Source organism: Kribbella hippodromi, assembly GCF_039531045.1.
Taxonomy (GTDB): domain Bacteria; phylum Actinomycetota; class Actinomycetes; order Propionibacteriales; family Kribbellaceae; genus Kribbella; species Kribbella hippodromi.
This window is the reverse complement of sequence record NZ_BAAAPH010000030.1, coordinates 31,601-56,861: the sequence shown is the minus strand read 5'-3', so window position 1 is coordinate 56,861 and position 25,261 is coordinate 31,601. Positions and strand designations below refer to the sequence as shown.

General features: G+C 66.6%; 26 protein-coding genes. 18 read left to right on the top strand and 8 right to left on the bottom strand.

Annotated features, from left to right (window positions below):
• The first annotated feature begins 52 nt into the window (after positions 1-52).
• On the top strand, positions 53-466 hold the full coding sequence (locus ABD260_RS33540) for an ArsR/SmtB family transcription factor (RefSeq protein ID WP_344240246.1): 414 nt from the start codon (positions 53-55) through the stop codon (positions 464-466).
• Here the strand turns inward: ABD260_RS33540 and ABD260_RS33535 are convergent.
• Together ABD260_RS33535 and ABD260_RS33530 are read right to left on the bottom strand one after the other, a co-directional pair.
• Entirely contained in the window at positions 448-1,521 is a 1,074-nt protein-coding gene (locus ABD260_RS33535) for a sensor histidine kinase (protein ID WP_344240244.1), read from the bottom strand. The genes ABD260_RS33540 and ABD260_RS33535 overlap by 19 nt on opposite strands.
• On the bottom strand, positions 1,514-2,185 hold the full coding sequence (locus ABD260_RS33530) for a response regulator transcription factor (RefSeq protein WP_344240242.1): 672 nt from the start codon (positions 2,183-2,185) through the stop codon (positions 1,514-1,516). Before ABD260_RS33530 ends, ABD260_RS33535 begins: the two co-directional genes overlap by 8 nt.
• A gap of 88 nt (positions 2,186-2,273) precedes the next feature.
• Here ABD260_RS33530 and ABD260_RS33525 point away from each other — a divergent pair, with 88 nt between their 5' ends.
• From ABD260_RS33525 to ABD260_RS33490, 8 genes are read left to right on the top strand one after another with little or no spacing between them, the layout of a single operon-like run.
• Positions 2,274-2,897 carry a M15 family metallopeptidase gene (locus ABD260_RS33525; RefSeq protein WP_344240240.1) on the top strand — a complete coding sequence of 208 codons (624 nt, stop codon included), beginning with the start codon at positions 2,274-2,276 and terminating at the stop codon, positions 2,895-2,897.
• On the top strand, positions 2,894-4,006 hold the full coding sequence (locus ABD260_RS33520) for a lipid II:glycine glycyltransferase FemX (protein WP_344240238.1): 1,113 nt from the start codon (positions 2,894-2,896) through the stop codon (positions 4,004-4,006). Before ABD260_RS33525 ends, ABD260_RS33520 begins: the two co-directional genes overlap by 4 nt.
• A gap of 60 nt (positions 4,007-4,066) precedes the next feature.
• Positions 4,067-4,666 carry a VanZ family protein gene (locus tag ABD260_RS33515; protein WP_344240236.1) on the top strand — a complete coding sequence of 200 codons (600 nt, stop codon included), beginning with the start codon at positions 4,067-4,069 and terminating at the stop codon, positions 4,664-4,666.
• Between the two features lie 9 nt (positions 4,667-4,675).
• The gene (locus ABD260_RS33510; protein WP_344240234.1) at positions 4,676-5,653 is read left to right on the top strand and encodes a D-isomer specific 2-hydroxyacid dehydrogenase family protein; all 978 of its coding nucleotides are present in this window, start codon (positions 4,676-4,678) and stop codon (positions 5,651-5,653) included.
• Positions 5,646-6,704 (top strand): D-alanine--(R)-lactate ligase, encoded by a 1,059-nt coding sequence (gene vanA / locus ABD260_RS33505; RefSeq protein ID WP_344240232.1) that lies wholly within the window; start codon positions 5,646-5,648, stop codon positions 6,702-6,704. The genes ABD260_RS33510 and vanA overlap by 8 nt, the downstream gene beginning before the upstream one ends.
• Positions 6,701-7,309: a D-Ala-D-Ala dipeptidase VanX gene (gene vanX, locus ABD260_RS33500; RefSeq protein ID WP_344240230.1), complete on the top strand. Its 609-nt coding sequence runs from the start codon at positions 6,701-6,703 to the stop codon at positions 7,307-7,309. Before vanA ends, vanX begins: the two co-directional genes overlap by 4 nt.
• A 3-nt stretch (positions 7,310-7,312) precedes the next feature.
• Complete coding sequence (locus ABD260_RS33495) at positions 7,313-7,741, top strand: GNAT family N-acetyltransferase (RefSeq protein WP_344240322.1); 429 nt, start codon at positions 7,313-7,315, stop codon at positions 7,739-7,741.
• A complete protein-coding gene (locus ABD260_RS33490; RefSeq protein ID WP_344240228.1) occupies positions 7,738-8,868 on the top strand; it encodes a sensor histidine kinase in 1,131 nt (376 codons plus the stop codon). The genes ABD260_RS33495 and ABD260_RS33490 overlap by 4 nt, the downstream gene beginning before the upstream one ends.
• Positions 8,869-8,893: 25 nt before the next feature.
• Here the strand turns inward: ABD260_RS33490 and ABD260_RS33485 are convergent, their stop codons facing one another.
• Positions 8,894-9,340 (bottom strand): RNHCP domain-containing protein, encoded by a 447-nt coding sequence (locus tag ABD260_RS33485; RefSeq protein ID WP_344240226.1) that lies wholly within the window; start codon positions 9,338-9,340, stop codon positions 8,894-8,896.
• Positions 9,341-9,535: 195 nt separating this feature from the next.
• Between ABD260_RS33485 and ABD260_RS33480 the strand changes: the two genes are divergently transcribed.
• Both ABD260_RS33480 and ABD260_RS33475 read left to right on the top strand, forming a co-directional pair.
• A complete protein-coding gene (locus ABD260_RS33480; RefSeq protein WP_344240224.1) occupies positions 9,536-11,842 on the top strand; it encodes a CehA/McbA family metallohydrolase in 2,307 nt (768 codons plus the stop codon).
• Positions 11,843-11,997: 155 nt separating this feature from the next.
• Positions 11,998-12,354 (top strand): hypothetical protein, encoded by a 357-nt coding sequence (locus ABD260_RS33475; RefSeq protein ID WP_344240222.1) that lies wholly within the window; start codon positions 11,998-12,000, stop codon positions 12,352-12,354.
• Between the two features lie 63 nt (positions 12,355-12,417).
• On the opposite strand, the gene ABD260_RS33470 is transcribed toward ABD260_RS33475, so the two are convergent.
• From ABD260_RS33470 to ABD260_RS33460, 3 genes are all read right to left on the bottom strand, one after another.
• Complete coding sequence (locus ABD260_RS33470) at positions 12,418-12,765, bottom strand: hypothetical protein (RefSeq protein ID WP_344240220.1); 348 nt, start codon at positions 12,763-12,765, stop codon at positions 12,418-12,420.
• 106 nt (positions 12,766-12,871) lie between these two features.
• Positions 12,872-13,444, bottom strand: a complete 573-nt coding sequence (locus ABD260_RS33465) for a flavoprotein (RefSeq protein WP_344240218.1) — start codon at positions 13,442-13,444, stop codon at positions 12,872-12,874.
• Positions 13,441-14,661 (bottom strand): helix-turn-helix domain-containing protein, encoded by a 1,221-nt coding sequence (locus tag ABD260_RS33460; RefSeq protein WP_344240216.1) that lies wholly within the window; start codon positions 14,659-14,661, stop codon positions 13,441-13,443. Before ABD260_RS33460 ends, ABD260_RS33465 begins: the two co-directional genes overlap by 4 nt.
• Before the next feature lie 454 nt (positions 14,662-15,115).
• Between ABD260_RS33460 and ABD260_RS33455 the strand changes: the two genes are divergently transcribed.
• Genes ABD260_RS33455 through ABD260_RS33445 form a run of 3 tightly spaced genes read left to right on the top strand, consistent with a single transcriptional unit; the run spans position 15,116 to position 16,547 of the window.
• Complete coding sequence (locus ABD260_RS33455) at positions 15,116-15,376, top strand: hypothetical protein (protein WP_344240214.1); 261 nt, start codon at positions 15,116-15,118, stop codon at positions 15,374-15,376.
• A 9-nt stretch (positions 15,377-15,385) separates the two neighbouring features.
• Entirely contained in the window at positions 15,386-16,075 is a 690-nt protein-coding gene (locus ABD260_RS33450) for a DddA-like double-stranded DNA deaminase toxin (protein WP_344240212.1), read from the top strand.
• A 4-nt stretch (positions 16,076-16,079) separates the two neighbouring features.
• Positions 16,080-16,547 (top strand): Imm1 family immunity protein, encoded by a 468-nt coding sequence (locus tag ABD260_RS33445; protein WP_344240210.1) that lies wholly within the window; start codon positions 16,080-16,082, stop codon positions 16,545-16,547.
• Positions 16,548-17,278: 731 nt separating this feature from the next.
• On the opposite strand, the gene ABD260_RS33440 is transcribed toward ABD260_RS33445, so the two are convergent.
• On the bottom strand, positions 17,279-18,664 hold the full coding sequence (locus ABD260_RS33440) for an acyl-CoA dehydrogenase family protein (RefSeq protein ID WP_344240208.1): 1,386 nt from the start codon (positions 18,662-18,664) through the stop codon (positions 17,279-17,281).
• A gap of 197 nt (positions 18,665-18,861) precedes the next feature.
• On the opposite strand from ABD260_RS33440, the gene ABD260_RS33435 reads away from it, so the two are divergent.
• The 4 genes from ABD260_RS33435 to ABD260_RS33420 are packed head-to-tail and all read left to right on the top strand — an operon-like array spanning position 18,862 to position 23,135.
• Positions 18,862-19,650 (top strand): TetR/AcrR family transcriptional regulator, encoded by a 789-nt coding sequence (locus tag ABD260_RS33435; RefSeq protein ID WP_344240206.1) that lies wholly within the window; start codon positions 18,862-18,864, stop codon positions 19,648-19,650.
• Positions 19,647-20,924 carry an acetyl-CoA C-acetyltransferase gene (locus tag ABD260_RS33430; RefSeq protein WP_344240204.1) on the top strand — a complete coding sequence of 426 codons (1,278 nt, stop codon included), beginning with the start codon at positions 19,647-19,649 and terminating at the stop codon, positions 20,922-20,924. The genes ABD260_RS33435 and ABD260_RS33430 overlap by 4 nt, the downstream gene beginning before the upstream one ends.
• 8 nt (positions 20,925-20,932) lie before the next feature.
• Positions 20,933-22,279: a 3-oxoacyl-ACP reductase gene (locus ABD260_RS33425; RefSeq protein ID WP_344240202.1), complete on the top strand. Its 1,347-nt coding sequence runs from the start codon at positions 20,933-20,935 to the stop codon at positions 22,277-22,279.
• A 1-nt stretch (position 22,280) separates the two neighbouring features.
• A complete protein-coding gene (locus ABD260_RS33420; RefSeq protein ID WP_344240200.1) occupies positions 22,281-23,135 on the top strand; it encodes a MaoC/PaaZ C-terminal domain-containing protein in 855 nt (284 codons plus the stop codon).
• Between the two features lie 733 nt (positions 23,136-23,868).
• Here ABD260_RS33420 and thrS read toward each other — a convergent pair.
• On the bottom strand, positions 23,869-25,161 hold the full coding sequence (thrS, locus tag ABD260_RS33415; protein ID WP_344240320.1) for a threonine--tRNA ligase: 1,293 nt from the start codon (positions 25,159-25,161) through the stop codon (positions 23,869-23,871).
• Positions 25,162-25,261: the final 100 nt, after the last annotated feature.

Below are 25,261 nucleotides of genomic sequence, written 5' to 3'. Positions count from 1 at the left end.
ACCTGCGTACACATGCAGGTACGCAACTAGGCAGGTACCGTACGATCGACTCATGCACTCGTCGATCGAAGACTTCGAGATGCCGAACGAGGAACAGGTCCACCTCGCGGCAGAGTCGTTCCGCCTGCTCGCCGACCCGACCCGGATCAAGGTCCTCTGGGCCCTGCTGCAAGGTGAGTCGTCGGTCGCCTGCCTCGCCGAGCTGGCCGGAGCCGCGCCCACCGCGGTCAGCCAGCACCTGGCCAAACTCCGGCTGGCCGGCCTGGTCAAAGGGCGCCGCGAGGGTACGTTCGTGTACTACTCAGCCGCCGATCACCACGTCCAGGGCCTCCTGGACCAGGCGCTGTTCCACGCCGATCACCTGGACCAGGCCGCCCACCCGCATCAGGCAACGCACCGGGATCGGGCAACTCACCCGGATCACGCAGCCCAGGCAGCTCAGGTGGATCAGGCAGCCGGGAGCTGAACGGTCACCCGCAGACCACCGGCCGCCCGCGGCGCCAGCGTCAGGAACCCGTCGTGCGCGCGGGTAATGCTCTTCACGATCGCCAACCCAAGCCCCACGCCCTCGTCGTCCGAGCGGACCCGTTCAGCCCCACGCTGGAACGGCTCCACGAAAGTAGCGACCGCCTCCGGTGCGAGCTGCACCCCGGTGTTCTCGACCGTTAGCTCGACCAGCCTGGGATGCACGGTGGTCGTGACCCACACGTTTCCCCGGTCCGGCAGATTGTGGATGATCGCATTGTGGACAAGGTTCGTGGTCAGCTGCAGCAGCAGCGCCTCCGAACCGAGCGTCGCGGCCGCGTCGCCGGTCGTTTCGATGGTCAGACCGCGCTTCTCGGCCAGCGGGAGCAGCGTCTCGGTCGCCTCTTCCGCCATCAGCGACAGATCGACCGGCGCTCGCGTGAACGATCGCTGACCGGCCCGGCTGAGGACGAGCAGCGCCTCCGTCAGGTCGATCGCCCGCGTATTCACGGCGCGCAGCCGATCCACGAGTACGCCGTTGTCGCGATCCAGATCGTTCCGCGCGACGTCGAGCAAGGTCTGGGTGATCGCGAGCGGCGTACGCAACTCGTGCGACGCGTTCGCCGCGAACCGCTGCTGCTCGGCGACATGTGATTCGAGCCGCGCGAGCATCGTGTCGAACGCGTCGGCCAACTCGCGGAACTCGTCGCTCGGCCCGGGCAGCCGAATCCGGTGCGACAGCGAACCGGACGCGGCCGTCCGCGTCGCATCGGTGATCCGGGTCAGCGGCGCGAGCATCTGGCCGGACAGAATCCAGCCGCCGACCAGCCCGAACACGAGCAGGAAACCGGCGACCGCAAGCGCCGCCGGACCGAACGAGCGGATCAGCAGGCGCGGAAAGCTGTCGGTCGTGGTCATGATCACCACACCGCTCGACTTGAACTGCATCAGGCCGACCCAGGCGGCGATCAGCAGCAGTGCACCGGCGACCATCAGGAACGCGGCATAACTGAGCGTGAGCTTCAGCCGTACGCTCAAGCCGGGTTGCCTATCCACCGTCGCCGTCCTCGATCCGGTACCCGACGCCGGCCACGGTCGCGATCAGCCACGGTTCGCCGAGCCGTTTGCGCAGCGCCGAGACCGTGATGCGGACGGCGTTGGTGAACGGATCGGCGTTTTCGTCCCAGGCCCGTTCGAGCAGTTCCTCCGCGCTGACGATCCCGCCTTCGGCCGCCATCAGTACCTCGAGGACCGCGAACTGCTTCCGGGTCAGCGCGACGTACCGCCCGTCGCGGTACACCTCCCGCCGGAACGGGTCCAGCCGCAGCCCGGCGATCTCATGGACCGGCGGCCGCTTGTGCCCACGCCGGCGGTCCAGCGCGCGCAAGCGCAGGACCAGCTCCCGCAGGTCGAACGGCTTGGTCAGGTAGTCGTCGGCGCCGAGCTCGAAGCCGGACGCCTTGTCGTCCAGCCGGTCGGCCGCCGTCAGCATCAGGATCGGCATACCGCTGCCCGAGGCAACAATCCGCTTGGCGATCTCGTCCCCCGACGGGCCAGGAATGTCGCGGTCCAGGACGGCAATGTCGTACGTGTTGATGCTCAGCAATTCGAGCGCCGTGTCGCCGTCACCCGCGATGTCCGCCGCGATCGCCTCCAGGCGCAGGCCATCGCGAATGGCACCCGCCATCTCTGCCTCGTCCTCGACAATCAGCACCCGCACGCTACCGATGGTACGAGGTGCGGCCATATCGTCCGCGTATCCGAAACCCCATACGCCTCTGCAACAGCGCCGCGGCTTGGCTTGAGTCATGTCCGCGAGCAAACCGGCACCGGCGACCAACCGCCGGACCAAATCGACTGTCCGCGCTGTCCTGATCGTCGCCAACGCGGCGGTGATCGGGGTCTTCATCCACCAGCTGCTGGCGCAGTCCACGTACCCGGTCGCGTCGAGCTCCGCGTCATCGTCCACGTCCGCGCTCGGTGCGGCGGACGGTGCGATGCCGGCCGGCGTCACGGTGTTCGACGACCACGTCCCCGGCGTGATCAACCTCGACACGGACCTGCTGCTCGCGTTGCGCAAGGCGGCGACGGCAGCCGCGGACGACGGCGTGCAGTTCTTCGTGAACAGCGGCTGGCGATCCCCCGCGTACCAGGAGCAACTGCTCCGCGAGGCGATCTCGAAGTACGGCTCGAAGCAGGAGGCCGCGCGGTGGGTCGCCACGCCGACGACCTCGCCGCACGTCGCTGGGCGCGCTGTCGACATCGGCCGGTCCGACGCCACCGCCTGGCTCGCGAAGCACGGCGCCAAGTACGGGTTGTGCCAGATCTACGCGAACGAGCCGTGGCACTACGAGCTTCGCCCGGATGCGATCGTCAACGGCTGCCCACCGATGTACGCCGACCCGACGCACGACCCGCGGATGCAGCAGTGACCCTCACCGTCGGTCCGATCAGCGCCGACGAGCACCTGGCTTTTGTCAACGCCCAGCGGTCGGTCAGCTTTCTGCAATCCCCGGAGTGGGCGCACGTGAAGACCGAGTGGCGCAGTGAGTCCCTCGGCTGGCACGACGGCCCGCAGCTGGTCGGCGCAGGGCTGGTCCTGCATCGCCCGGTACCGCGGCTGGAGCGCTACACGCTGGCGTACTTGCCGGAAGGTCCCGCGATCGACTGGACCGGCGATCTCGGCGCGTGGCTCGCCCCGTTGGCCGCGTACCTCCGGGCGAATGGTGCCTTCGCGATCCGGCTCGGTCCGCCCGTACGTACGCACTTCTGGAGTGCTGCACAGGTCAAGGAGGGCGTCGCCGATCCGGAGGTCGAGCGGCTCACCGACCTGCCGAGTCAAACCGATCCGGTGGGTGCGCTCGTGACCGGGCAACTGCGCGACGGCGGGTGGTTGCCGCAGAATCCGGAGGACGGGTTCGGGGCCGGGCATCCGCAGTTCAACTTCGAGCTGCCGCTGGCCGGGAAGACGCCGGACGATGTACTGCGCGGGATGAATCAGCTCTGGCGGCGCAATATCAAGAAGGCGGCCAAGGCGGGCGTCGAGGTTGCGGTCGGCAACGATCTGAAGGCGTTCCACGAGCTGTACGTCGAGACGGCCGCGCGGGATCATTTCACGCCGCGACCGCTGAAGTACTTCGAGACGATGTTCGCCGCGCTCGGTCCGGGGCGGATCCGGCTGTACCTGGCCCATCACGAAGGTTCGTTGGTTTCGGCGGCGATCATGATCCGGGTCGGGGCGCAGGCCTGGTACTCGTACGGCGCGTCGTCCACCGCGAAACGTGACGTCCGCGGGTCGAACGCTTGTCAGTGGGCGATGATCCAGGACGCGCTGGCGGCGGGTTGTGACGTGTACAGCCTGCGGGGCATCACGCCGACGCTCGACGCGGACGACTCGCATGTCGGGTTGATCCAGTTCAAGGTCGGTACCGGTGGTCAGGCGGTGCGGTACGTCGGCGAGTGGGATCTGCCGCTGCGGCCGTTGGTGTACCGGGCGTTCGATGTGTACATGCGGCAGCGAGAGCACCGGCGACGGCGTTAGCTTTGTGCTGACATATCGTCCGTGTATCGAAAAGCCGATACGCGGACGCAACCTCGCGGCGTGTTGACTGACCCGGTGATCCTGCACGGCTGGCGCGACTGGCTGCTCACCTTCACCGGCGTCGCTCAGCTGACAGTGATCTGTCTGCCCTTGGCCGCGCTGGCGGTCTTGCTGTTCGCACGCGTCCGGATAGCCGGCGGCACCGACCGCTCTTGGGCCTGGCGCCGCTCGCTCGCCGAAGTCGGCATCGTCTACGGCACGCTGCCTACCGTCTGGCTCACCATGCTGCCGGGCAGCCACGCGGGCACCGCGCCAGGACGCGTCAGCCTCGTCCCGCTCCACGACCTGATGACGACGTCGCCGCCACAGCTCATCGGCAACCTGTTGCTTCTTGCCGCGCTCGGCGCCTTCGCGCCCATGCGCTTCCGCGCGCTCGCGACGCTCCCCCGCGTGATCGCGCTCGCGGCGAGCGTCTCGGCGCTGATCGAGATCGCGCAGTACGTCTTCCGCCTGGACCGCGTGTCGTCGATCGACGACGTACTGGTCAACACCGTCGGCGCCGGGCTGGCCGCGCTCGTGACGAACCGCTGGTGGCGCGCGCGGACATGTCGTCGGCATATCGAAATCCGGATACGCGACGACAACACCACGCGTACTTGACTGTGAGGCATGACCCAAGCCCCGGCCATCGGCATCACGATCTACGGTTGCGAACCGGACGAGGCTGTTCTGTTCCAGCAGTTGGCGCCGCGCCTCGGCGTCCTGCCGACGCTGACCGCGGCGCCGGCGACTGAAAGCACCGCCGAGCTGGCGTTCGGCAATCGCTGTGTCAGCATCGGCCACAAGACCCCGCTGACGAATTCAACGCTGGACGCACTCGCGCGGGTCGGCGTCACGTACATCTCCACCCGGAGTATCGGCTACAACCACGTCGATCTGGAGTACGCGTCGAGCGTTGGAATTTCGGTCGGGAACGTCGCGTATTCACCGGACAGCGTCGCGGATTACACGTTGATGCTGATGCTGATGGCGGTACGGAACATGAAGACCGTGCTGCGTCGTGCGGAGGTACATGACTATCGATTGCACGAGACGCGCGGACGGGAACTGCGCGACCTCACCGTCGGGGTGATCGGTACGGGACGGATCGGTGCCGCCGTACTGGACCGGCTGCGTGGTTTCGGTTGCCGGGTACTTGCCGCGGACAACCGTCCTAAGCCATCGGCCGATTATGTGCCGCTGGACGAATTGCTGGTCTGCAGCGACATCGTCACCTTGCACACTCCGCTCACCGTGGAGACGCATCACCTGATGAATCGGCGACGCATCAGTCAGCTCAAGCCAGGTGCTTTTGTCATCAACACCGGTCGCGGCGGGCTCATCGACACCTCGGCGCTGGTCGACGCGCTGGAAGACGGCCGGTTGGGTGGCGCGGCACTTGATGTCGTCGAAGGCGAGGACGGGGTCTTCTACGCCGACCGCAGCCGTACGCCGATCGACAGCAAACCATTGCTCCGGCTCCAGCAACTGCCCAATGTCCTGATCACTCCACACACCGCCTATTACACCGACCACGCACTCCGCGACATCGTCGAGAACTCCATCGTCAATTGCCTGACGTTCGAAAGCAGGAAACAGCATGTCTAGGTTGAAAATCGGAATCCTCTTCGGCGGCGTCTCCGAGGAACACCCGGTCTCCGTCAAGTCCGCGCAACAGGTCGCCGAACAGCTCGACCTGGAGAAGTACGAGCCGTACTACCTCGGAATTACGCAAAGCGGTGCGTGGCGGTTGTGCGACGGGCCATCGCTGAGCGGCGACTCCCGGTCCGCGATCCTGTCACCGGACCGGAACGTCCGCGGGTTGCTCGTGCTCGAGTCCGATCGGCTCGGATCGCGGATCCGGCAGGGGCAGTACAGCACCGTCAACCTCGACGTGATCCTTACAGTTCTGCACGGGAAGCAGGGTGAGGACGGGGCGATTCAAGGTCTACTGGAGCTTTCCGGCATCCCGTACGCGGGGTGTGGCATCGACAGCTCGGTGCTCTCGATCGACAAGACGCTCACGTACCTGGTCGCGCGGAACGCTGGCGTCGCGACGCCAGAGTTCTGGACGGTGTCGGCAGACGAGACGGTCGATGCCGGCGAGCTCAGCTACCCGGTCTTCGTGAAGCCGGCTCGCTCGGGGTCGTCCTTCGGCGTCAGCAAGGTGGAGCGCGCCGAGGAGCTGCCGGCGGCGATCGAGACCGCCCGCCAGTACGACACGAAGGTCCTGATCGAGGCGGCGGTCGTCGGCAGCGAGGTCGGCTGCGCGATCCTCGGCAACGAGTCCGACCTGACCGTCGGCGAGGTCGACCACATCAAGCTCACCCACGGGTTCTTCAAGATCCATCAGGAATCCTCGCCGGAAACCGGGTCGGAGAACTCGATTCCGATTGTGCCGGCCGATATCCCGGCGGCAGCGCGTACGCTCGTTCAGGAAACCGCGCAGACGGTGTACAAGGCGCTGGGGTGCCGCGGTCTTTCCCGGGTGGACCTTTTCCTCAAGGAGGACGGGTCGGTGGTACTCAACGAGGTGAACACCTTGCCGGGTCTGACGTCGTACAGCCGGTACCCGCGGATGATGGCCGCCGCCGGATTCTCCTTGTCCGAGGTGATCGACCGGCTGGTGTCATTGGCTTTGACGGGCAAGCAGCAATGAAATCGGGGTTTGTGTTCCTGGACGAGGTGACGTCCGGTATTCGCTGGGATTCGAAGTATGCGACCTGGGACAACTTCACCGGCAAACCGGTCGACGGATACCTCGCGAATCGGATCGTCGGGACACGGGCCTTGTGTACGGCGCTGGACAACGCCCGCGAAAAGGCCGAACCGCTCGGCTTCGGACTGCTGCTCTGGGACGGTTATCGCCCGCAACGTGCGGTCGATTCGTTCCTGCGCTGGTCGAGGCAGCCGGACGACACCCGTACCAAACGGCGCTTTCACCCGAACCTCGAACGAACCGAGATCATCGACCTGGGGTACGTGTCCAGGAAATCCGGTCACAGCCGCGGCAGTACCGTCGACCTGACCATGTACCACCTGGACACCGGCGAACTCGCGGCCATGGGCGGCGACCACGACCTGATGGATTCCATCTCGCACCACGGCGCACCGGGAATCACCCCCACCGAGGCACGAAACCGCGAAACCCTGTCGTCGATCATGGAATCCTGCGGTTTCCAGCGCTACGAGTCAGAATGGTGGCACTACACGCTGCGCGACGAACCGTACCCCAACACCTACTTCGACTTCCCCATCGCTTGAACCATACGGATCCGACCAGTACAACCCCACGACGCGCCCGCCGTCCGCGAGCTCATTCGGCAGCTGGGTTATCCCTCGGTTGATCCCACCGCCCGGCTCCAGGCCTGGACCGGCGATCCGCAGAGCGCCGCGTACGTTGCCGATGCCGACGGCAACGTTCTCGGAGTCGTTGCCGTGCACATCTGCCCGTTCTTCGAGCGGGCCGGCGCGTGGGGGCGGATCGTCGCCCTGGTCGTCTCCGACCGGGCCCGCGGTCAGGGCATCGGCGGTGAGTTGATGGCGGCCGCCGAGGCGTTCGCGGCCGGGCACGGCTGTGTGCGGCTCGAGGTCACCAGCTCCAACCATCGGCACGTCGCGCACGCGTTCTACCAGCGGCGCGGTTACGTTGATCAATCCGGACGATCAACCAGATTCATCCGTGAGCTCAGGTGAGTGAGGGGACTTTGGAGCGGCAGCCAGGCTTGAGTGTGCGGCTCAAACTGACGCTCAGTTATGCCGCCTGCCTGATGTTCGCCGGGGTGATGCTGCTGGTGGCCGTCTGGGTGTTCCTGCTCCGGTACGTTCCTGATCGGGTGCTGATCATCCCTGGTAGCGCGACGTTCGTCGACGGGGTGTTCCCGATCCGGTCCGAGCTCCTGCGCGTCTTCGCTCCGAGGGCCTTCGTACTGATGGTGATCCTGCTGCTGTTCGGTCTGGTCGGTGGTTGGTTCCTGGCAGGCCGGATGCTGAGGCCGCTGGACCGCATCACGGCGGCCACCCGCCTGGCCAGCAGCGGCTCACTCTCCCACCGGATTCAGCTGACCGGCCGCAACGATGAGATCCGCGAGCTCGCCGACGCCGTCGACGGCATGCTCGGGCGGCTCGAGGCGCACGTCGCCGAACAGCAACGCTTCGCCGCCAACGCCTCCCATGAGCTGCGTACGCCGCTCGCGATCACCCAGACGCTCCTGGATGTCGCCCGCAAGGACCCGCACCGCGACACGCACGACCTGGACGACCGCCTCCGCGCCATGAACACCCGCGCGATCGACCTGACCGAGGCACTCCTGTTACTGGCCCGCGCCGACCAGCGATCGTTCACACGCCAGCCGGTGGATCTGTCGCTGGCCGCCGAGGAAGCCACCGAAACGCTCTACCCGTTCGCCGCACAGCACGGCGTCGGGATCGAGGTCAGCGCCGGCACCGCCATCACGGTCGGATCGTCGACCTTACTGCTGCAGCTCGCGACGAACCTTGTTGACAATGCGATTGTTCACAATCTTGCGGAGCACGGCACGGTCTGGGTCACCACCAGCGCGCACGCCGGGACGGTCTCGCTCCTGGTCGAGAACACCGGCGACAAGCTGTCTCCCGAGCTCGTCTCGACTCTCACCGAACCGTTCCAGCGCGGCGCCTTGCGTACGCACACCGACCACCCGGGTCTGGGCCTCGGGCTGGCGATCGTCAAGAGCATCACCCAGGCTCACGACGGCACGCTGACCCTCACCCCGCGCCTTACCGGCGGTCTGCAGGTCAAGGTCGAACTACCAGCCGCTCCACCCGCTTCGCCCACTGGGTGACGACAGAACGATCGCCGGCCCCTGATCAGGCCTGACTCTTCGCCTTGCGGGCTCTCGGCTTGCGCGGCTTGCTCACCGAAGCGGAGCCAGCTGCCGGCGCGGACGCAGTTGCCGGCGCGGGCGCGGCTGCCGGCGGGGGCTCGGCCGCGTACGGAACGAACGGCATCGTCAAGGGCAGTGCCGCCAAGCGCATCAGCAGCAGTACGTTGTCATCACCCGCGGTCTTGTTGAGCCGCAGCCGCCCACAATTCGTACACCGGTGAATCAGCACCCAGCGCCCTTCACCACGAACCGTGACCGCGATCGGCTCCATCCCACCGGAACAGTCCGCCTTCCGGTCCCCCGGCACATTCCGATCAAGATGCCGCGACCACAAACACCCCGGACAGTGATTTCGATGAGTGGTGCCGGGTGCGTCGAGCGATACCTCTACACCACAGTGTTCACAACTGAACGAACGCGCGAATACCAAACCAAGGACCTTTCAGAGCAAAGCCACCGGACAGAACAGACATCGCCCGCCTCCTTCCAGTCCACACCGGCCGACCCGGCGCACCTCTCCCCAGCACACCAGCGCCCGGGCGACACCGTCAATTGGTTATCGTCCGGCGCCTGGGCGGGCTAGCCTGGCGCGGGTCGGATTGGTCGATTCTGCCAGGAGGGTTTCATGCCTGAAGTCGCCGCTCAGCCGCTCGTCGCCTCGGCCGTCAGGGCCTTGCGGACGTTGGCGGAATCGGGAGATCCGGTGCCGGCGGAGGTGAGTTCGCAGTTGTCGGCGCTGGTCGGCAGTACCGCCGGTGACAGTGAACGCGTCAGCGCGGTGGAGAAGCTGCTGCAGCCGTTCGTGCTGGTGGACGCATCGCTCGACGAGTACGGGACCACAACCACGATCGCCGGCGCCGCGGTTCCTCAGCTGGTGCAGCACGGGTGGCGCAGTTTCCTCGTACGCGTCGTGAATCCGCACCGCCTCGAGGGCGAACTCATCACGCCGACCAAGGGCGTGTACGGGGTGATCGACCACCACAGCCACTCCGCCCGGATCGCGTTGCACGACACGCTCACCGAGGTCCCGCGGATCAAGGAGGCCTGGCTGGAATCGACGATCGCCGGGTCCAGTACGGTCTCGGGCCTCGAGATCGAGTACGCGGTGATCAGCCTGTACAGCCGCGACAGTGGCACCCGTACGGGCGGTCTGTCCCTCGGTGTCGCGGATCATCGCGGCCACCAGAGCCTCAGCCGGCCGCCGGAGATGCTCGCGAACTTGGAGGCGTGGTTCGGGTCCAAGAACATCGGCGCGTCGTTCGAGTTCGAGTGCGTACCGGCCCGTGAGATCGCTTTCGACATCTGCGAACCGGACGGTTCCAGCTGCATGGCCTCGGTCACGGTACGCGACGCCCAAGGCCGCTCGTACCCGTCCAAAGGGATGCGGCTCGCACCGGACATGTTCTTCCAGGAGCACGTCTACCGCGCCACCGGTGAACCAATCCGGTTGCCCGACGGCGCGTACGAGATCACCGCGCTGCGTGGCCCCGAGTACCGGCCCGTGCGACTGGAGCTGAACGTCGACCCCGACACCACCGCGGTAGCTGTCCCACTCGACCGCTGGATCGACCCGACCAGCCACGGGTACTACTCCGGCGACCCGCACATCCACGCCGGCGGCTGCTCGCACTACAACGTTCCGAGCGAAGGCGTCACCCCGGAGACGATGATCCGGCACGTGCGGGGCGAGGGGCTCGCGCTCGGCAGCGTACTGACCTGGGCACCGTGCTACTACCACCAGAAGCAGTTCTTCAGCGGCCGCTCGATCAGTCCGCCGTCGGAGCTCGAGTACGCGGACATGCAAGCCGCACAGGGCATGGACTGGCAACCGCGGCCGACGGACCAGGACAGCAAGAGCCTGCTGCGGTACGACGTGGAGGTGTCCGGTTTCCCGTCAAGCCACTCAGGTCATGTCATTTTGCTCGGACTCACTGACCAGGACTACCCCGGTACGTCCGTGATCGAGGACTGGCCTTCGTGGAACCTCCCGGTCATGCGCTGGGGCCACGAGCAGAACGCACTGGTCGGCTACGCGCACTGCGGCATCGGCCTGTCCGTCGGCACCGACGAGCTGCCGAACTACATCATCCCGTCGTTCCAGGGCATCGGGTCGAACGAGATCATCGTGGACGTACCGCATGGAGCGGCTGACTTCCAGTGCGGCAGCCAGTTCGCTCCGGCGTCCGAGTTGAACATCTGGTACCACCTGTTGAACGTCGGCTACCGCACGCTGATGCTGGGCGAGACCGATTACCCCTGTGTGTACGACGATGGTCCGGGCGTGGGGCGTACCTACGTACGCATGACCGAGCCGCCCCAAGGACCGCAGGCCCTGGAAGCGTGGATCGCCGCACTACGCGACGGCACCTCGTACTTCGGCGACGGCCGCAGCCACATCTTCAACCTGGCCGTCGATGGCTCATCGGACCGCGAACATCGCACCGACACAGCAGGCCCCGTACACATCACCGCGACAGTCGCCGCCTGGCTGCCCGAGGAACCACCCGCTCCCCCAGCCACGCGCCCCGCCTACAGCGCCCCCGTCGGCTGGCACTTGGAGCGTTCCCGCGTACGAGGTACGCGCACCGTCGTCGTCGAGCTGATCGTCAACGGCGAAGCAGTCGCCACCCACGACCTAGTTGCCGACGGCACCGAACAGGACATCGCCTTCGATGTACCCCTGGACCGCTCTTCCTGGATCGCGCTCCGCATCCTCCGCAGCGTCCACACCCAACCCATCTTCATCGAGCAATCCGGCCGCCCGATCCGAGCCTCCAAACGCAGCGCCCAATGGCTCCACGACTCAGTAGAAGCCCTCTGGACCGCCAAATCCGGCTTCATCCGCGAATCCGAACGCCCCGCCGCCCGCGAGGCCTATGACCAGGCCCAAGCCATCTACAACTCCCGCCGCGACGAGTGCGAGGCCAACTAATGCCCAACTCCACACCCTCAGCACCCGGGACCGCCCATCTCCACCCCACGAGCACCTCGGCCTGCTGCTCACCTGACAACTCTCAGCCCGACCCCACCCAGCTCTCGGCGTTCCTCTTCACCCAGCCCGACCGCACCTGCGGTTGCTCAGGCCCCGTGGAAACCGACGCCCCAATCACGGTCACCATCAACCCCGAGGCCCGCGTCAACGTAGCCCGAACCACCGCCCCCATCCCCACCCTCACCCCCAACGAGTGGCACCCCATCCCCATCACCCTCACCAACGAAGGCTTCGTCACCGGCCCCCTCGCGATCACCACCGACCCAGTCCCCGGCCTGGACCTCAACCTCCCCACCCACACCATCACCGGCGCCCCCCGCCAAGACCTCACCATCCACGCCCGCCTCCACACCCCCACCACAGTCGACGTCTCCCTAACCTTCAAAGCCCTCAACGCCCTAGGCGGCCTAGCCACCCACAGCCACCTCCACCTCCTCCTCCGCGCCACCTAATCTCAGCGCCGCTGCAGCGAGACCCCGAGCTCAGTCACGCGTACCTGCACGAGCCGCGGCTGGTCAGAGGAACTTGGGCACCAGCCGGTCCGCGATTCGAAGTGCCAGGGCGAGCGGCTGAGCCAGGAGCCCTGCGGTCGTGCCGTGCAGGCGTCCGCGCCGCCTCGTCGATACTCGCGGCGGAAGCGTCGCGAACAGGGTGGCGAGCGCCGGCAACGGACGAATGAAGATCGTGTTCTCGGCGATCTTCGCCTGGCTGTCGAAGCGCACCAAGTTGATGGCTTCAAGGTCCACCCCGCGAATCGTTGCGGTAAACGAGAACGACCACGCGTCGCCGTGCACCAGCGGCTCGGCCGTCGTCAGATCCTCGAGTACAGCGAAAATGTCGCGATGGAGAGCCACGACCTCCACGGCACCAGCGGCCGCGCCTCCCGCAGGCTCACGGTACCTCCGCTTCCAGTACCAGAGGTGCTAAGCAGCCGGGGCGCATTCCCGGGATGCGGCCTGACCTGGGCGACTATTGCTCGTCACTCACGGCGCCCGATACGTTGCGCGCAGGCGGACGATATGACGCAGCTTGCAGCGCCAGCTTCCAGGGGAAGGCGTCCAGCGCAGAGCCGCCTGTCCGAGGCGGGTGTGGCTCAAACTCCCCTGGCCCGAACAGAACGCGGACGCCGGACGCACGCAGACTCTCGACACTGCGTAGGAAGACTGCATTCGCAGCCAGCGCCTGGTTGACAAACGGCACCGCAACGATCCGCACGCCTGCACCTGTCAACTCGGCGAGCTGAGTGAGCGCGTAGTTGTCGGCGACGCCCGCCGCCCACTTGTTGATCGTGTTGTACGTGGCCGGCGCGACGATCACCGCATCGGCAGGCGGCACCGGATCATCGCCAACGGCACGATACGTGGTTCGCACCTGATGACCTGAGATCTTGCCGAGTTCATCAAGATCGACGAAGTGTTCGGCCGCGGCCTCGGTCACGATGCAGTACGTGTCCCAGCCGTCCTGCCGTGCCAACTCGACCATGTCCGTAACCTGCCCCGCCGGTCCAGCTCCGCAGACAATCAGATGCAAAACCCGGCTCACGCCTCGACCCCCGCCCGCAGTGCCATCGTCCGAACGGAGCCGGCCAACGCTCCGCTTGTGTTACTCAGCAGCGCTCGCAAAAGGCCATGAGCCAGTGGGCGACAGCGAACCTCCTGGGGCGCCAGACGCTCCGCTTCGGTCAGCGCGACTGTCGCATCCGAGTAGTTACCTGCGCCCGTGTGCGCCGATGTCATATCGAGTAAGTAGTTCGCGCGCCTCTCCGGCGGTAGCGCTCTAACCACAGCAGGATCGACAGTCGCCGCATGTTCAAGCGCTCGCCCGAATTCGCGAAGACGAACCAGCGCAGCCAGGCGATGAGCGGCTACGTTGGCCGATCCGAAGACCGTGTAGTGCGAACGGTGCTCCGGTCCGAGTTGCACAACAACCGCCTCGGCTTCCTCGTGCATCATCAGCGCCGTTGAATGGTCGTCAACCTTCGCGGCAGCAATCGAGGCCGCCAAGAACAGCATCCCGAAGAGCGGCAGCTGATCGCGATCGCCGACCGTCATCTCCGACCGCATCCGGTCAGCCATGCTGACGAGCGCCGCGATTGCGTCCGACTCTTGCCCTGAACTCGTCATCGCCCGTGCGACACTCCTGGTCGCCCGTGCGAGTGCCACATTGTCGTCAGTCGGCAAGGCGATCTGCATGGCACGATCCGCAGCAAGCCAGGCGACCTGATTGGCCTCGAACTTCAGCAACATCGATGACGCCAGTCGATACGACATCACGAGCGCACGCCGCGCACCGCGTACGTCGACATCTCCAGTCGCTGTCGCGGCGAGCACCTGCGCCTCGTGGATCAGCACTGGGAGCTGGTGGGCAACCGCGGTGAAGTTCGAGGAGATCCATGCCTGGCCCAGGTAGTCCAGTTGCCGCGCGACCCTGGACATCGCGGGCGGCTTGACGCCGGCTGAGCGCGATAGTGAGGGGTACTGGCCCAGTGCAGACCGGATTGCCTGCACTTCGACCGCGTCGATGCAGCCGGCCGCCTGCCGAGCCTTCGGACCGTCCGTCAGCACCTCCGGCGCAATGCTGAGCACCTCGGCAACCCGCTCGAGCATCGGCAGCCGCAGCAGACTCCGCTCACCCTTCTCGACCTTGTCGACCCATGATGTCGAACGCTCGACCATGTCAGCGAACCTCTGCCGGTCGATGTCACGACGCTGACGCCAGTACCGCACGCGCCGGCCAACATCGCGAGCCTGATCGTCCATGGGTGATTCCCATCCGCTTGCCGATCTCCACAGTCTAGCTAGCTCAGAGTCACACATTTTGTACAACCCGTGCGACTCGACCGGCAATACGTTCCTGTCCATCGGCTTTGCAAGTCGATCCACTACGGAGGGGAAGCAATGGGCACACGCGTTGCTTGTGGCTACCTCAGGAAAGGCTTCCTGATGCCGGCTACCGAGGTCGACTCCCTACGCCAGCAGATAGCAAATTGTGCAGCGGCAAGAGGGATCGAGGTCGTGATCGCGCAGTACAACATGTCCGGCTGACGTCCACCGAATGGTGACAACCTGCGTCCCTCAAAGCAGGCGGAGCGAGCGCGCCGGCCACCTCTCCTCAACCGTCCTCCACACAGGCGGGTGGCATCACTCCGCGTTCGCTCCGCCGTTCCACGCACTGCCTGGCGCAGGACCCCACCGCCCTCCCGAAAGAGACCCGATGTCACAGATCCAGCAATTGAGAGCCCAACTCCACCAGGTCGCCATCGAAGCCACCCAGGGCGCAGCCAGCCTGAGCACCTACAAGCAGCGATTCTCACAAAGCACCGCGCAAGTACTGGCCCTCATCCAAGGCTCAGCCACCAGAGCCGACGCCGACATCAGCCAACTCCTCGATGCCGCCGGCAAAGCAGTAGAGCAAGCCTCCGAGGCTCTGCAAATCGCCGCACACAGCTGCAAGAACTACGCCGACCAGATCTGACCCCAACCGATGCCGTCCGAGCTGCAGAGGGTTGCTGCCGACCTGTTGGCCTGCCTCGACCAGATCCCGAGGATGACGGAGTACCTGCACCGCGTCGCCCAAACCTGCCGCCAGCAAGCCGGCGACCTGACGGCACTCGGATCGACTAATCCAGGCGCCCGAACCGCAGCCCTGCAACTCGACTCGGCAGCGCGAGCGTGCGATGAGGCCGCGGAGCACGCCGCCCGAGTTCCACCACGCGCCAACGCCTGGGTCGAGCAAATGGTCAGCGGCCATCGGCCCGCGTCCGGCGACGACACACCCCGGGGACGATCGGCGACCATCATGCGTAGGCTCCCCAAACGAGATCCCGGAAACAGCGACCCCACGACTGGCATCTTCGTAGCGCCAGACGGACAAGAGCAAGGCTTCGTCAGCGGACGCGGCGACGCCCTGGAGAAGAGCGCCCTCGACCTCTGCAAGGACAAGAACTGGCCCCCGTACGACCGAACCAGTCACACCGAAATCAAGGTCGCAACACATATGCGACTAAACAACCTCAAACACGGAATTCTCTACCTGAACAACGAACCGTGCGACCTCCCAGGCACCAACTGCCGGAAACTTCTACCACGCTTCCTCCCTCCCGGAGCGCAGCTAGTAATATTCGGCCCCAACGGCTATGAAGAGATCTTCAAGGGCAAGAGCGAAGGACAATAGACGCATGGCTTCTACGATCACGGCCTCCTACCAAAACAAAGACAACACCGTCCGCCTGGAAAGCGCGAAAGACGTGTCCCGCTTCCTCGCCCATATGGCCGAACAAGCCGTGCTCGACCCCGACAACACCTGCGCATGGCTCTACATCGACAACCGCCCAGTAGACGAGGACGGCATCGCCGACCACGAGATGCGCGTCGGAGTCATCCCAAACCTCCCCGAGACAGCCCCCGACGGCAACACCTCGGTCAAATCCTCAGCCTGGACCCTAGGCTTCACCGACGCACGAGGCAGCACGTACGTCAAAGGCCACGACAGCGGCCTACCTGAGATCTCCCTCTTCGTCCAAGGCCACAGCGAGACCTTTCCTGCCGATTCGGTGGTCGACGGCGAACTCGTCAGAGCGGCGATCCTTGACGCTATCGCGACAGGCGAGCGCCCAACCACCGTCACCTGGTCTCCGACCCACTAACCATCGTTAGCCAGGCGCTCATTTGGTGGAGCCTTCCTCTCTCACCTTCAGTGCCGACTAAGTCCGACCGTAGGCCTCGCGGTGGTCTGAGGAGCTTGACCGTAGATCTCGACCGCCTCGGACTGCAGATCGTCGCGCTGAGCTCTGCCCTCGTCCACCGTTGATCGCAGTCACGAGCAGTGCGATGAAGGATGTGATCAGCCCGGCCCACGACTCGTTCGCGACAAGACCGAGCGGGGAGGCTAAGAACGTGCCGGAACTGACCAGCGTCAGCACAACCAGGATGCGCTACTGAAGCCGCTGGCCGTCGAACGACGGATCTGCCTGCTTCTCGCATGTTTGTGGGAGTGCGCCGCGCGCCCGTAGGGCTCGCAGCCGCCAACCAGGCAGTTGCTCACGGGGAGCAGCACTTAGATCGCCGGCGGTAGCCGGAGGGTGGGTGGGTAGCGGGCGGAGCAGGGGCGGGAGGGAGCGGAGCGAGTGAAGCCCCTGCGGAGCACGCGGGATGAACTACAGCTCTCAGTCACCACATCGAGGGTGGCTCGCGGGCGTCGGCCAGCGAGTTGCTGGCGGGCGGCAGCACGCGGACCGGCCGGCGGGAGCCGGCAGCACCCCGGGCGGTAGCTGGGAAGGGTGTGCCGGCGGTAGCCGGAGGGTGGGTGGGTAGCGGGCGGAGCAGGGGTGGAGGGAGCGGAGCGAGTGGAGCCCCTGCGGAGCACGCGGGGGGTGTTTTATCTGATGCGCATGCCGGAGATGGCGCGGGCGATTACCAGGCGCTGGATTTCGCTGGTGCCTTCGAAGATTGTGTAGATTTTGGCGTCTCGGTGCATGCGTTCTACGGGGTATTCGCGGGTGTAGCCGTTGCCGCCGAGGATTTGGATGGCTTCTTCGGTGGTTTTTACTGCTACTTCGCCGGCTTTGAGTTTGGCCATCGAGCCTTCGCCGTGGCGGTAGTCGGGGGTTTCGCCGCGCATCAGGGCGGCGGACATGTTGGCGGCGCGCCAGACCAGGAGGCGGGCGGCGTCGATTTCCAGGGCCATGTCGGCGAGTTTGAAGGCGATGCCCTGGTTGTCGATGATCGGGCGGCCGAACTGTTCGCGGGTCTTGGCGTAGTCGAGGGCCACCTCGTACGCGGCGCGGGCGATGCCGATCGCCTGCGCGCCGACGATGTGCCGCGTCATCTCGAAGGTTGCCATCGAGGCGTTCCGTCCGGCGGGGCGACCGGTCGCGCCAGCAGCACCGGCGGCACCCGCAGCACCAGCTCCCGCGGCACCAGCACCAGCACCCGCGGCGGCATCACGGGCAGCGGCGGCATCACGGGCAGCGGCGGATTCGCGGGCGCGGGCCAGGCGTTCGTCGAGTTTGTCCTTGCCGCCGAGGACGTTCGCGGCGGGGATCCGGACGTTGTCGAAGAAGACATCGGCGGTGTGGGACGCGCGCAGACCGTGCTTGCGCAACTTCGTGCCCTGTTCCAAACCGTGAACCTCGGACTTGGGTACGACAAAAGCGGCCTGTCCCTTCGTACCCAAAGCAGGATCGACCGTGGCGACCACCACATGGATGTCCGCGATCCCGCCGTTGGTGGCCCACGCCTTCTGCCCGTTGATCACCCATTCGTCCGTCGCCTCGTCATACACGGCGCGCGTACGGATCGCGGATACGTCCGACCCGGCGCCGGGCTCCGACGAGCAGAACGCGGCGACGCGTACGTCATCGGGTGTGCCGTAGCAGCGGGGCATCCACTGGCTCCACTGCTCCGGCGTACCGTTCGAGAAGATCGCCGACGATGCCAGCCCGGTGCCCTTGAGCGACATGCCGATGCCGGCGTCGCCCCAGAAGAGCTCCTCGTGGACGAGCGGCATCAGCAACCCGGACGGGTCCACAAAGAGGTTGATGTTCGCATCAAGCCCGTACAGGCCGATCTTCGCGGCCTCCTGGATGACCGGCCACGGGGTCTCTTCGCGCTCGTCCCACTCGGCGGCCGCCGGGCGGATCACGTCGGCGGCGAAGGCGTGCGCCCAGTCGCGGATCTCCCGCTGCTCGTCGTTCAGGGCGAGCGAGAACGGGCTCCAGCCCGGCTTGGACCGCTCGGCACCGAGCTCCCCGGCAAGCGCCATCACGTCAGCCGAAACCCCCGAGGCCGAAACCCCCGAAGCTGAAACGCCTGAGGCCGAAACGCCCGAGGTGGCTGCGGTCGGGGAAGGCTTGGGATCGGTCATCGTCATCAACATCCTCCAGCAGCGGCAGTACGATGTTACCGACGAGTGTAACTGTCGTTTGCACCAGGTGGTACCGCTGTGGCTAAGATCGATCCATGAGCTCCGCGCTGCTCGCGATCGGACGCCGCCGGACCACGGCGGAGCGTCGTCGCGACCGGGAGCGGGACATCATCCGCGCCACCCGTGAACTGTTCGACGAGCGCGGCACGATCGACGCCCAGATCGACGACATCGCCAAGCGGGTCGGGATCAACAAAGCGCTGATCTACCGGCACTTCGCCGGCAAGGAGGAGCTGTTCGCGCTCACCCTGGTCGACTACCTGGGCGAGCTCGACGCCCAGCTCGCCGGTCAGGACAACCCGCGCCGAGCCCCGCTCAACCGGCTCCGGGCCCTCAGTGAGGCATTCGTCGACTTCTGCCTCGAATATCCGGCGTTCACTGACTGCGCAATGAGTCTGCTGCGCAGGACCGGCGAGGAACTGTTCGGCGAGATCACCGAGCCGGTGATGGTCAAGCTGGGTACGGCGATGGCCGCGCCGCTCGACCGGATCGCCGTCGTCCTGCGTGCCGGTCAGAAGGCCGGCGTCTTCGACCAGGTCGACACCGCGTACCTGGCCAATCACCTGTACACCCAGACGCTCGGATCGTTGCACATGGCAAGAGTCGGGTTGATCGTGTCGGGTAATGGGCCGGGGCACCCGGTGGTGCATCATGCCGATGTCGGTACGGTCCGCTCGACCGCCATCACCGCGACCCTGGCCACCGCGGTCGGCCGCAAAGCACTCCCAACCCGCCCCACCCGAGCAGACCAAGCCGATCGAGCCGATCGAAGCGCCCGGACCACCCGAACCGCCCGCTCCACTAGAGCAGGAGAGAAATCGTGACCGAGACCCGCAAGGTGGCCGTCGTCGCCGGCAACCGGATTCCGTTTGCCCGGCAGGACAAGACGTACCGGCACGCCTCGAACTCCGACATGCTGACCGCCGCCCTGAACGGTCTGGTCGACCGGACCGGGCTCGGTGGGCAGGAGGTCGGCGAGGTGGTCGCCGGCGCGGTGCTCAAGCACGCCCGGGACTGGAACATGGTCCGCGAGGTGGTCCTCGGTTCCAAACTCGCGCCGACCACCCCCGCGTACGACCTCCAGCAGGCGTGTGGCACCGGGCTGGAGGCCGCGATCCTGGTCGGTAACAAGATCGCCCTCGGCCAGATCGACGCAGGCATCGCAGGCGGCGTCGACACCGCATCCGATGCACCGCTGAGCGTCAACGACCACCTGCGCGGCGTGCTGCTCGATCTGAACCGCGCGAAAACCTACCCGGACCGCTTGAAGGTGCTCGCCCGGGTCCGCCCGAAGGACGTCGTCCCCGAAATCCCACGGAACGCCGAGCCGCGGACGGGCAAGTCGATGGGTGAACACGCCGCGCTGACCGCGCTGGAGTGGGGCATCACCCGCGAGGCGCAGGACGAGCTCGCGCTCAACTCCCACCTCAATCTCGCCAAGGCGTACGACCGGGGTTTCCAGCACGACCTGATCACCCCGTACCTCGGGCTGGAGAAGGACCAGAACCTCCGCCCGGACACCACGCTCGAGAAGCTGGCCCGGCTGAAGCCGGTGTTCGGCAAGGGCGAGACCGCGACGATGACCGCCGGCAACTCCACTCCGCTCACCGACGGTGCGTCGACCGTACTGCTCAGCACCGACGAGTGGGCCGCCGAGCACGGTCTCCGGCCGCTCGCGTACCTGACGCACTCGCAGACGGCCGCGGTCGATTACGTGAAGGGCGCCGAGGGGCTGCTGATGGCCCCCGCGTACGCAGTGCCGCGGATGCTCCAGCGGGCCGGGCTGACTTTGCAGGACTTCGACTACTACGAGATCCACGAGGCGTTCGCGTCGCAGGTGCTGGCGACACTGAAGGCCTGGGAGGATCCGATCTTCTGCAAGGAGCGGCTCGGCCTGGACGCGCCGCTCGGCGAGATCGACCGGGACAAACTGAACGTGAACGGCAGCTCGCTGGCCGCGGGCCACCCGTTCGCGGCGACCGGCGGGCGGATCGTCGCCGCGCTGGCCAAGCAACTGGACGAGAACGGCGGCGGCCGGGGCCTGATTTCGATCTGTGCCGCGGGCGGCCAGGGTGTCGTCGCCATCCTCGAGAAGTAGGAGCTGAGATGACGGATCGCTACCAGACCTTCACCCGGACGCCGCTCGGCAAGACCCTGGTGAAGAACCTCGGTCTGCCCGACCCGCTGCCGCTGCCCCGCTGGATCGAGGGGTCGCCGGTGATCGACGGGCCGGTCGTCTTCGGCGCGATCGGTGAGACCGACGCCGGCAAGGCGATCCAGGCACTGCTGCGCGACATCGGCGCCGCGTTCAGTACGGCGAACGAAGGTGTCGCGTCCAGCGAGATCCGGCCGAAGGCACTGGTCTTCGATGCGACCGGAGCCACCTCGACGGCCGACCTGTCCAGCCTGCAACGGTTCTTCTCCCCCGTGGTGCGCCAGCTCGCGCCGGCCGGGCGCGTGGTCGTCATCGGCCGGACGCCGGAGCTGTCCAGCAGCCCGGAGCAGCAGATCGCGCAGCGTGCCCTCGAAGGCTTCACGCGTTCGCTCGGCAAGGAGGTGAAGCGCGGCGCAACCGTCAACCTCGTGTACGTCGCCCCCGACGCGCACGAGCAACTCGACTCGACGCTGCGCTTCTTCCTCTCCCCCAAGTCCGCGTACGTCGACGGTCAGGTGGCGAAGATCGGCATCGGCCCACTCGTCAGCAACGACCCGAACCGGCCGCTCGCCGGGCGTACGGCTCTGGTCACCGGCGCGGCCCGCGGTATCGGCGCCGCGATCGCGAACACCCTGGCCCGCGACGGCGCGACCGTGATCGGCGTCGACGTACCGCAGAACGCGGACCCGCTGCGCAAGGTGATCTCCCGGATCGGCGGCACGGAGCTGCTCCTCGATGTCACCTCGGTCGACGCCGCGCAGCGGATCGCGGCGCATGCGCAAGAACAGCACGGCGGATTGGACATCGTCGTACACAACGCCGGCATCACCCGGGACCGGCGGCTGGTCAATATGCGTACGGACGTGTGGGACGCCGTTCTCGACGTGAACCTGCGGGCGCCGGAGCGGATCACCAAGCACTTGGTCGAAACCGGCACCCTCCGGGACGGCGGATCGATCGTGGGTGTCTCGTCGATGGCCGGGATCGCCGGGAACAACGGCCAGACGAACTACGCGACCTCGAAGGCCGGGGTGATCGGGCTGGTCCAGGCCCTGGCGCCGAAGCTGGCCGAGCGGCAGATCCGGATCAACGCCGTCGCGCCCGGGTTCATCGAGACCGAGATGACCGCGAAGATCCCGTTCACGATCCGCGAGGTCGGCCGCCGGCTGAACTCACTGCAGCAGGGCGGTCTGCCGATCGACGTGGCCGAGACGATCGCCTGGTTCGCAGACCCGGCGTCGGCGGGCGTGACCGGCAACGTGGTCCGGGTCTGCGGCCAGAGCCTGCTCGGCGCCTGACATGCCGACCCGACGGTACGACGACTCCCCCGGCCTCGGCTCGCTGTACGCCCGGACCGTCCGCGCGACGCTCCGCCGGGCCGACTACGAGCCGGACGAGGACGGCCTGACGCTCGAGCTGCCACGGTCGCCGGTCAACCAGGACCACCTCTCGACGTATCGCGAGGTGACCGGGTACCCGGCCGGTCCCGCGCTGCCGGCGACCTACCCGCACGTGCTGGCGTTCCCGCTGCACCTGGACCTGATGTCCGACCCGTCGTTCCCGTACAAGCCAATGGGGATCGTGCACCTGTCCAACACGATCACGCAGCACCAGCCGCTCCCGATCCACGCGGAGCCGTCGATTCGCGTACACAGTACGCCCGAACGCCCGCACCCGAAGGGCACCGTCTTCGACGTGATCAGCGAGGTCTTCGTCGACCATGAGCTGGTGTGGAGCGATCTGACCACACTGCTCAGCCGCTCCTCCGGCGATCCGAACGCGCACGCGGACCTGCTCACCGACCCGGTGCTGAGCCCGAGCGCGTGGTGGGACCTGCGCGGCAACCTCGGCCGCCGGTACGCCGCCGCGTCCGGCGACCGGAACCCGATCCACCTGTTCAAGCTGACCGCGCAGGCGTTCGGGTTCCCGCGCCAGATCGCGCACGGCATGTGGGCGAAGGCGGCCGCGCTCGCGTCACTGCAGCGGGCCGGCGAGCTGCCGGACGCGTTCACGGTCCGCGTGGACTTCCGCAAACCGTTGCTGCTCCCGTCCCGCGTGCAGTTCGGCCACCAGCGGTCCGGCAAGACGGTCGACTTCGCGCTGTACGACGAGGCCCACGAGCTGACCCACCTGATCGGCCAGCTGCAGGCCTGAACCCCCAGGTCATCACCCGGCACCCGGGCGGGCGGGCGGCGGCTCACGAAGCTCCCCCCACGCCGGTGGATATCCACTGCTGTTGTGGGTTCTCCACCGGTACACGAGTGGAGAACCCACCACACCAGTGGATATCCGGGTCTTGTGCTTGGTGTGTGAGTCAGGTTCGGCCGGGAGGGGCGGTCTGCAGCCCCGACTGTGCTCGGCTGCGCCCGGATCGGATCATCGGCAGTTCGACAGGTAGTGCACCCCCGAGACGCCGTACACCCCGCCCCCTCCACGCTCAAGTGCACTACCCACCCCACCCACACCTCCTGTCCCCCCGCACACCACCACCCACAAATCCACAAACCCCGCCCCACACCCCAGCTCACACCGCGCCCACACCACCCTGCACCGTCGCAGGAGCCTTTCCGCACCGCACAGGAGCCTTTCTGGCGCCATTCCACGAAAAGGCTCCACCAACACCCCCACGCGCTGCCCGACCCGGCCCGACAACCCTTCAGGAACACCCCGCTCCACCCAACCCACACATCAGTCACAAGATCCGGATATCCCCGCTCACCTCTCACTCGCGCAGCACCTATGCCGCGCAGCGCACACCTAGCGACTCCCTCGGGTTGGCGGCTGGCGGGTTATGTGACCGCTGGCGCACTGCAACACACCAGCAGTCAAACAACCCGCCAGTGGGCAGACAACCCGCCAGCGGTGACACAACCCGCCGGCAGCACGCTCAGCTCGGGTCGTCATCGTCGATTGCGAGGGCCTGGGGACTCGCCTCCCGCCGGATCCGGTCCAGGACAGCGCCGATCGGCGCGGCGGCCCAGCGGCTGCCGTCACGCTCACGGACGGCTAGTTCGCCGGCCGCGTCCTCGCGGGCGCCGATGACCGCCTGGTACGGCACCAGCCGGTTCTCCCGGATCCGCGCACCCAGACTGCCCTCGTCCGCATGCGCGACCTCGACCCGCAACCCGCGATCCGACGCCCGCCGGGCAACCTCGACCGCCCGCTTCTCCTCAGCATCCGAGATCGGCAGCACCACCACCTGCACCGGCGCCAGCCACGCCGGGAACGCGCCGCCATGGACCTCGATCAGCTGCGCCATCGCCCGTTCGATGCTCCCGACGATTGCCCGGTGCACCATCACCGGCCGGTGTTTGTTGCCATCAGCACCGATGTACTCGAGCCCGAACCGCTCCGGCTGGTGAAAGTCGATCTGCACGGTCGACAGACTGAACTCCCGCCCGGCCGAATCCATCACCTGAATATCGATCTTCGGCCCGTAGAACGCCGCATCCCCCGGCGCATCCTCGTACGAAACCCCAGCCTCCTTCAGCACATCGCGCAACAGCGAGGCAGCCGCCGCCCAACTCGCCGCATCCCCGACGTACTTGCTCGCCGGACTGTTGAACTCCGCATCCACAGCCGGCAATGCCAGCACAAACCGGGATGCCTCTATGCCCAAGTCCGAATAGGCGGCGTTGATCAAGTCCAACGCCGCAGCAGCTTCAGCGGCGACCTGGTCGAGCCGGCAAAAGATGTGCGCGTCGTTCAGCTGCATCGCCCGTACTCGACTCAGCCCACCGATCGCACCGGACAGCTCCGCCCGGTACTGCCCACCGAGCTCGGAGATCCGCAGCGGCAGTTCGCGATAGCTGTGTGACCGCGAGCGATACATGAGCGCGTGATGCGGGCAGATGCTCGGCCGCAGCACGAGCTCCTCGCCGCCCAGCTCCATCGGCGGATACATGTCGTCGTGGTACTTCGCCCAGTGGCCGGAGATTTCATAAAGCTCGCGCTTCGCCAGCACCGGTGAGTACACCTGCTGGTACCCGGCGCGGCGCTCTACTTCGGCGATGTAGCTCTCGAGCGCCCGGCGTACGGCGGCGCCCGCGGGCAGCCAGTACGGCAACCCGGCGCCGATCAATGGGTCGGAATCGAACAGGCCGAGCTCGCGGCCGATCTTGCGGTGGTCGTACATGGTGGTCTCCTCGTTGAGAAAGGGCGAGGAACCACGGGAACGCAGAAGCCCCGGGGCACTCGCCCCGGGGCTTCGTCAGACAATCAGGTGTCAGCGCGCCGGGACGTACTCCGGCGTCGTCGTCACTACTGCGCGCTGCAACATG

Coding starts and splice junctions, on each gene's coding strand:
- ABD260_RS33435 (WP_344240206.1), top strand. CDS start 18,862: ATGAGCTCCGCGCTGCTCGCGATCGGACGCCGCCGGACCACGGCGGAG.
- ABD260_RS33425 (WP_344240202.1), top strand. CDS start 20,933: ATGACGGATCGCTACCAGACCTTCACCCGGACGCCGCTCGGCAAGACC.
- ABD260_RS33445 (WP_344240210.1), top strand. CDS start 16,080: ATGGCTTCTACGATCACGGCCTCCTACCAAAACAAAGACAACACCGTC.
- ABD260_RS33460 (WP_344240216.1), bottom strand. CDS start 14,661: ATGGACGATCAGGCTCGCGATGTTGGCCGGCGCGTGCGGTACTGGCGT.
- ABD260_RS33440 (WP_344240208.1), bottom strand. CDS start 18,664: ATGGCGCTTGCCGGGGAGCTCGGTGCCGAGCGGTCCAAGCCGGGCTGG.
- ABD260_RS33525 (WP_344240240.1), top strand. CDS start 2,274: ATGTCCGCGAGCAAACCGGCACCGGCGACCAACCGCCGGACCAAATCG.
- vanA (WP_344240232.1), top strand. CDS start 5,646: ATGTCTAGGTTGAAAATCGGAATCCTCTTCGGCGGCGTCTCCGAGGAA.
- ABD260_RS33480 (WP_344240224.1), top strand. CDS start 9,536: ATGCCTGAAGTCGCCGCTCAGCCGCTCGTCGCCTCGGCCGTCAGGGCC.
- ABD260_RS33540 (WP_344240246.1), top strand. CDS start 53: ATGCACTCGTCGATCGAAGACTTCGAGATGCCGAACGAGGAACAGGTC.
- ABD260_RS33510 (WP_344240234.1), top strand. CDS start 4,676: ATGACCCAAGCCCCGGCCATCGGCATCACGATCTACGGTTGCGAACCG.
- ABD260_RS33455 (WP_344240214.1), top strand. CDS start 15,116: ATGTCACAGATCCAGCAATTGAGAGCCCAACTCCACCAGGTCGCCATC.
- ABD260_RS33450 (WP_344240212.1), top strand. CDS start 15,386: ATGCCGTCCGAGCTGCAGAGGGTTGCTGCCGACCTGTTGGCCTGCCTC.
- vanX (WP_344240230.1), top strand. CDS start 6,701: ATGAAATCGGGGTTTGTGTTCCTGGACGAGGTGACGTCCGGTATTCGC.
- ABD260_RS33420 (WP_344240200.1), top strand. CDS start 22,281: ATGCCGACCCGACGGTACGACGACTCCCCCGGCCTCGGCTCGCTGTAC.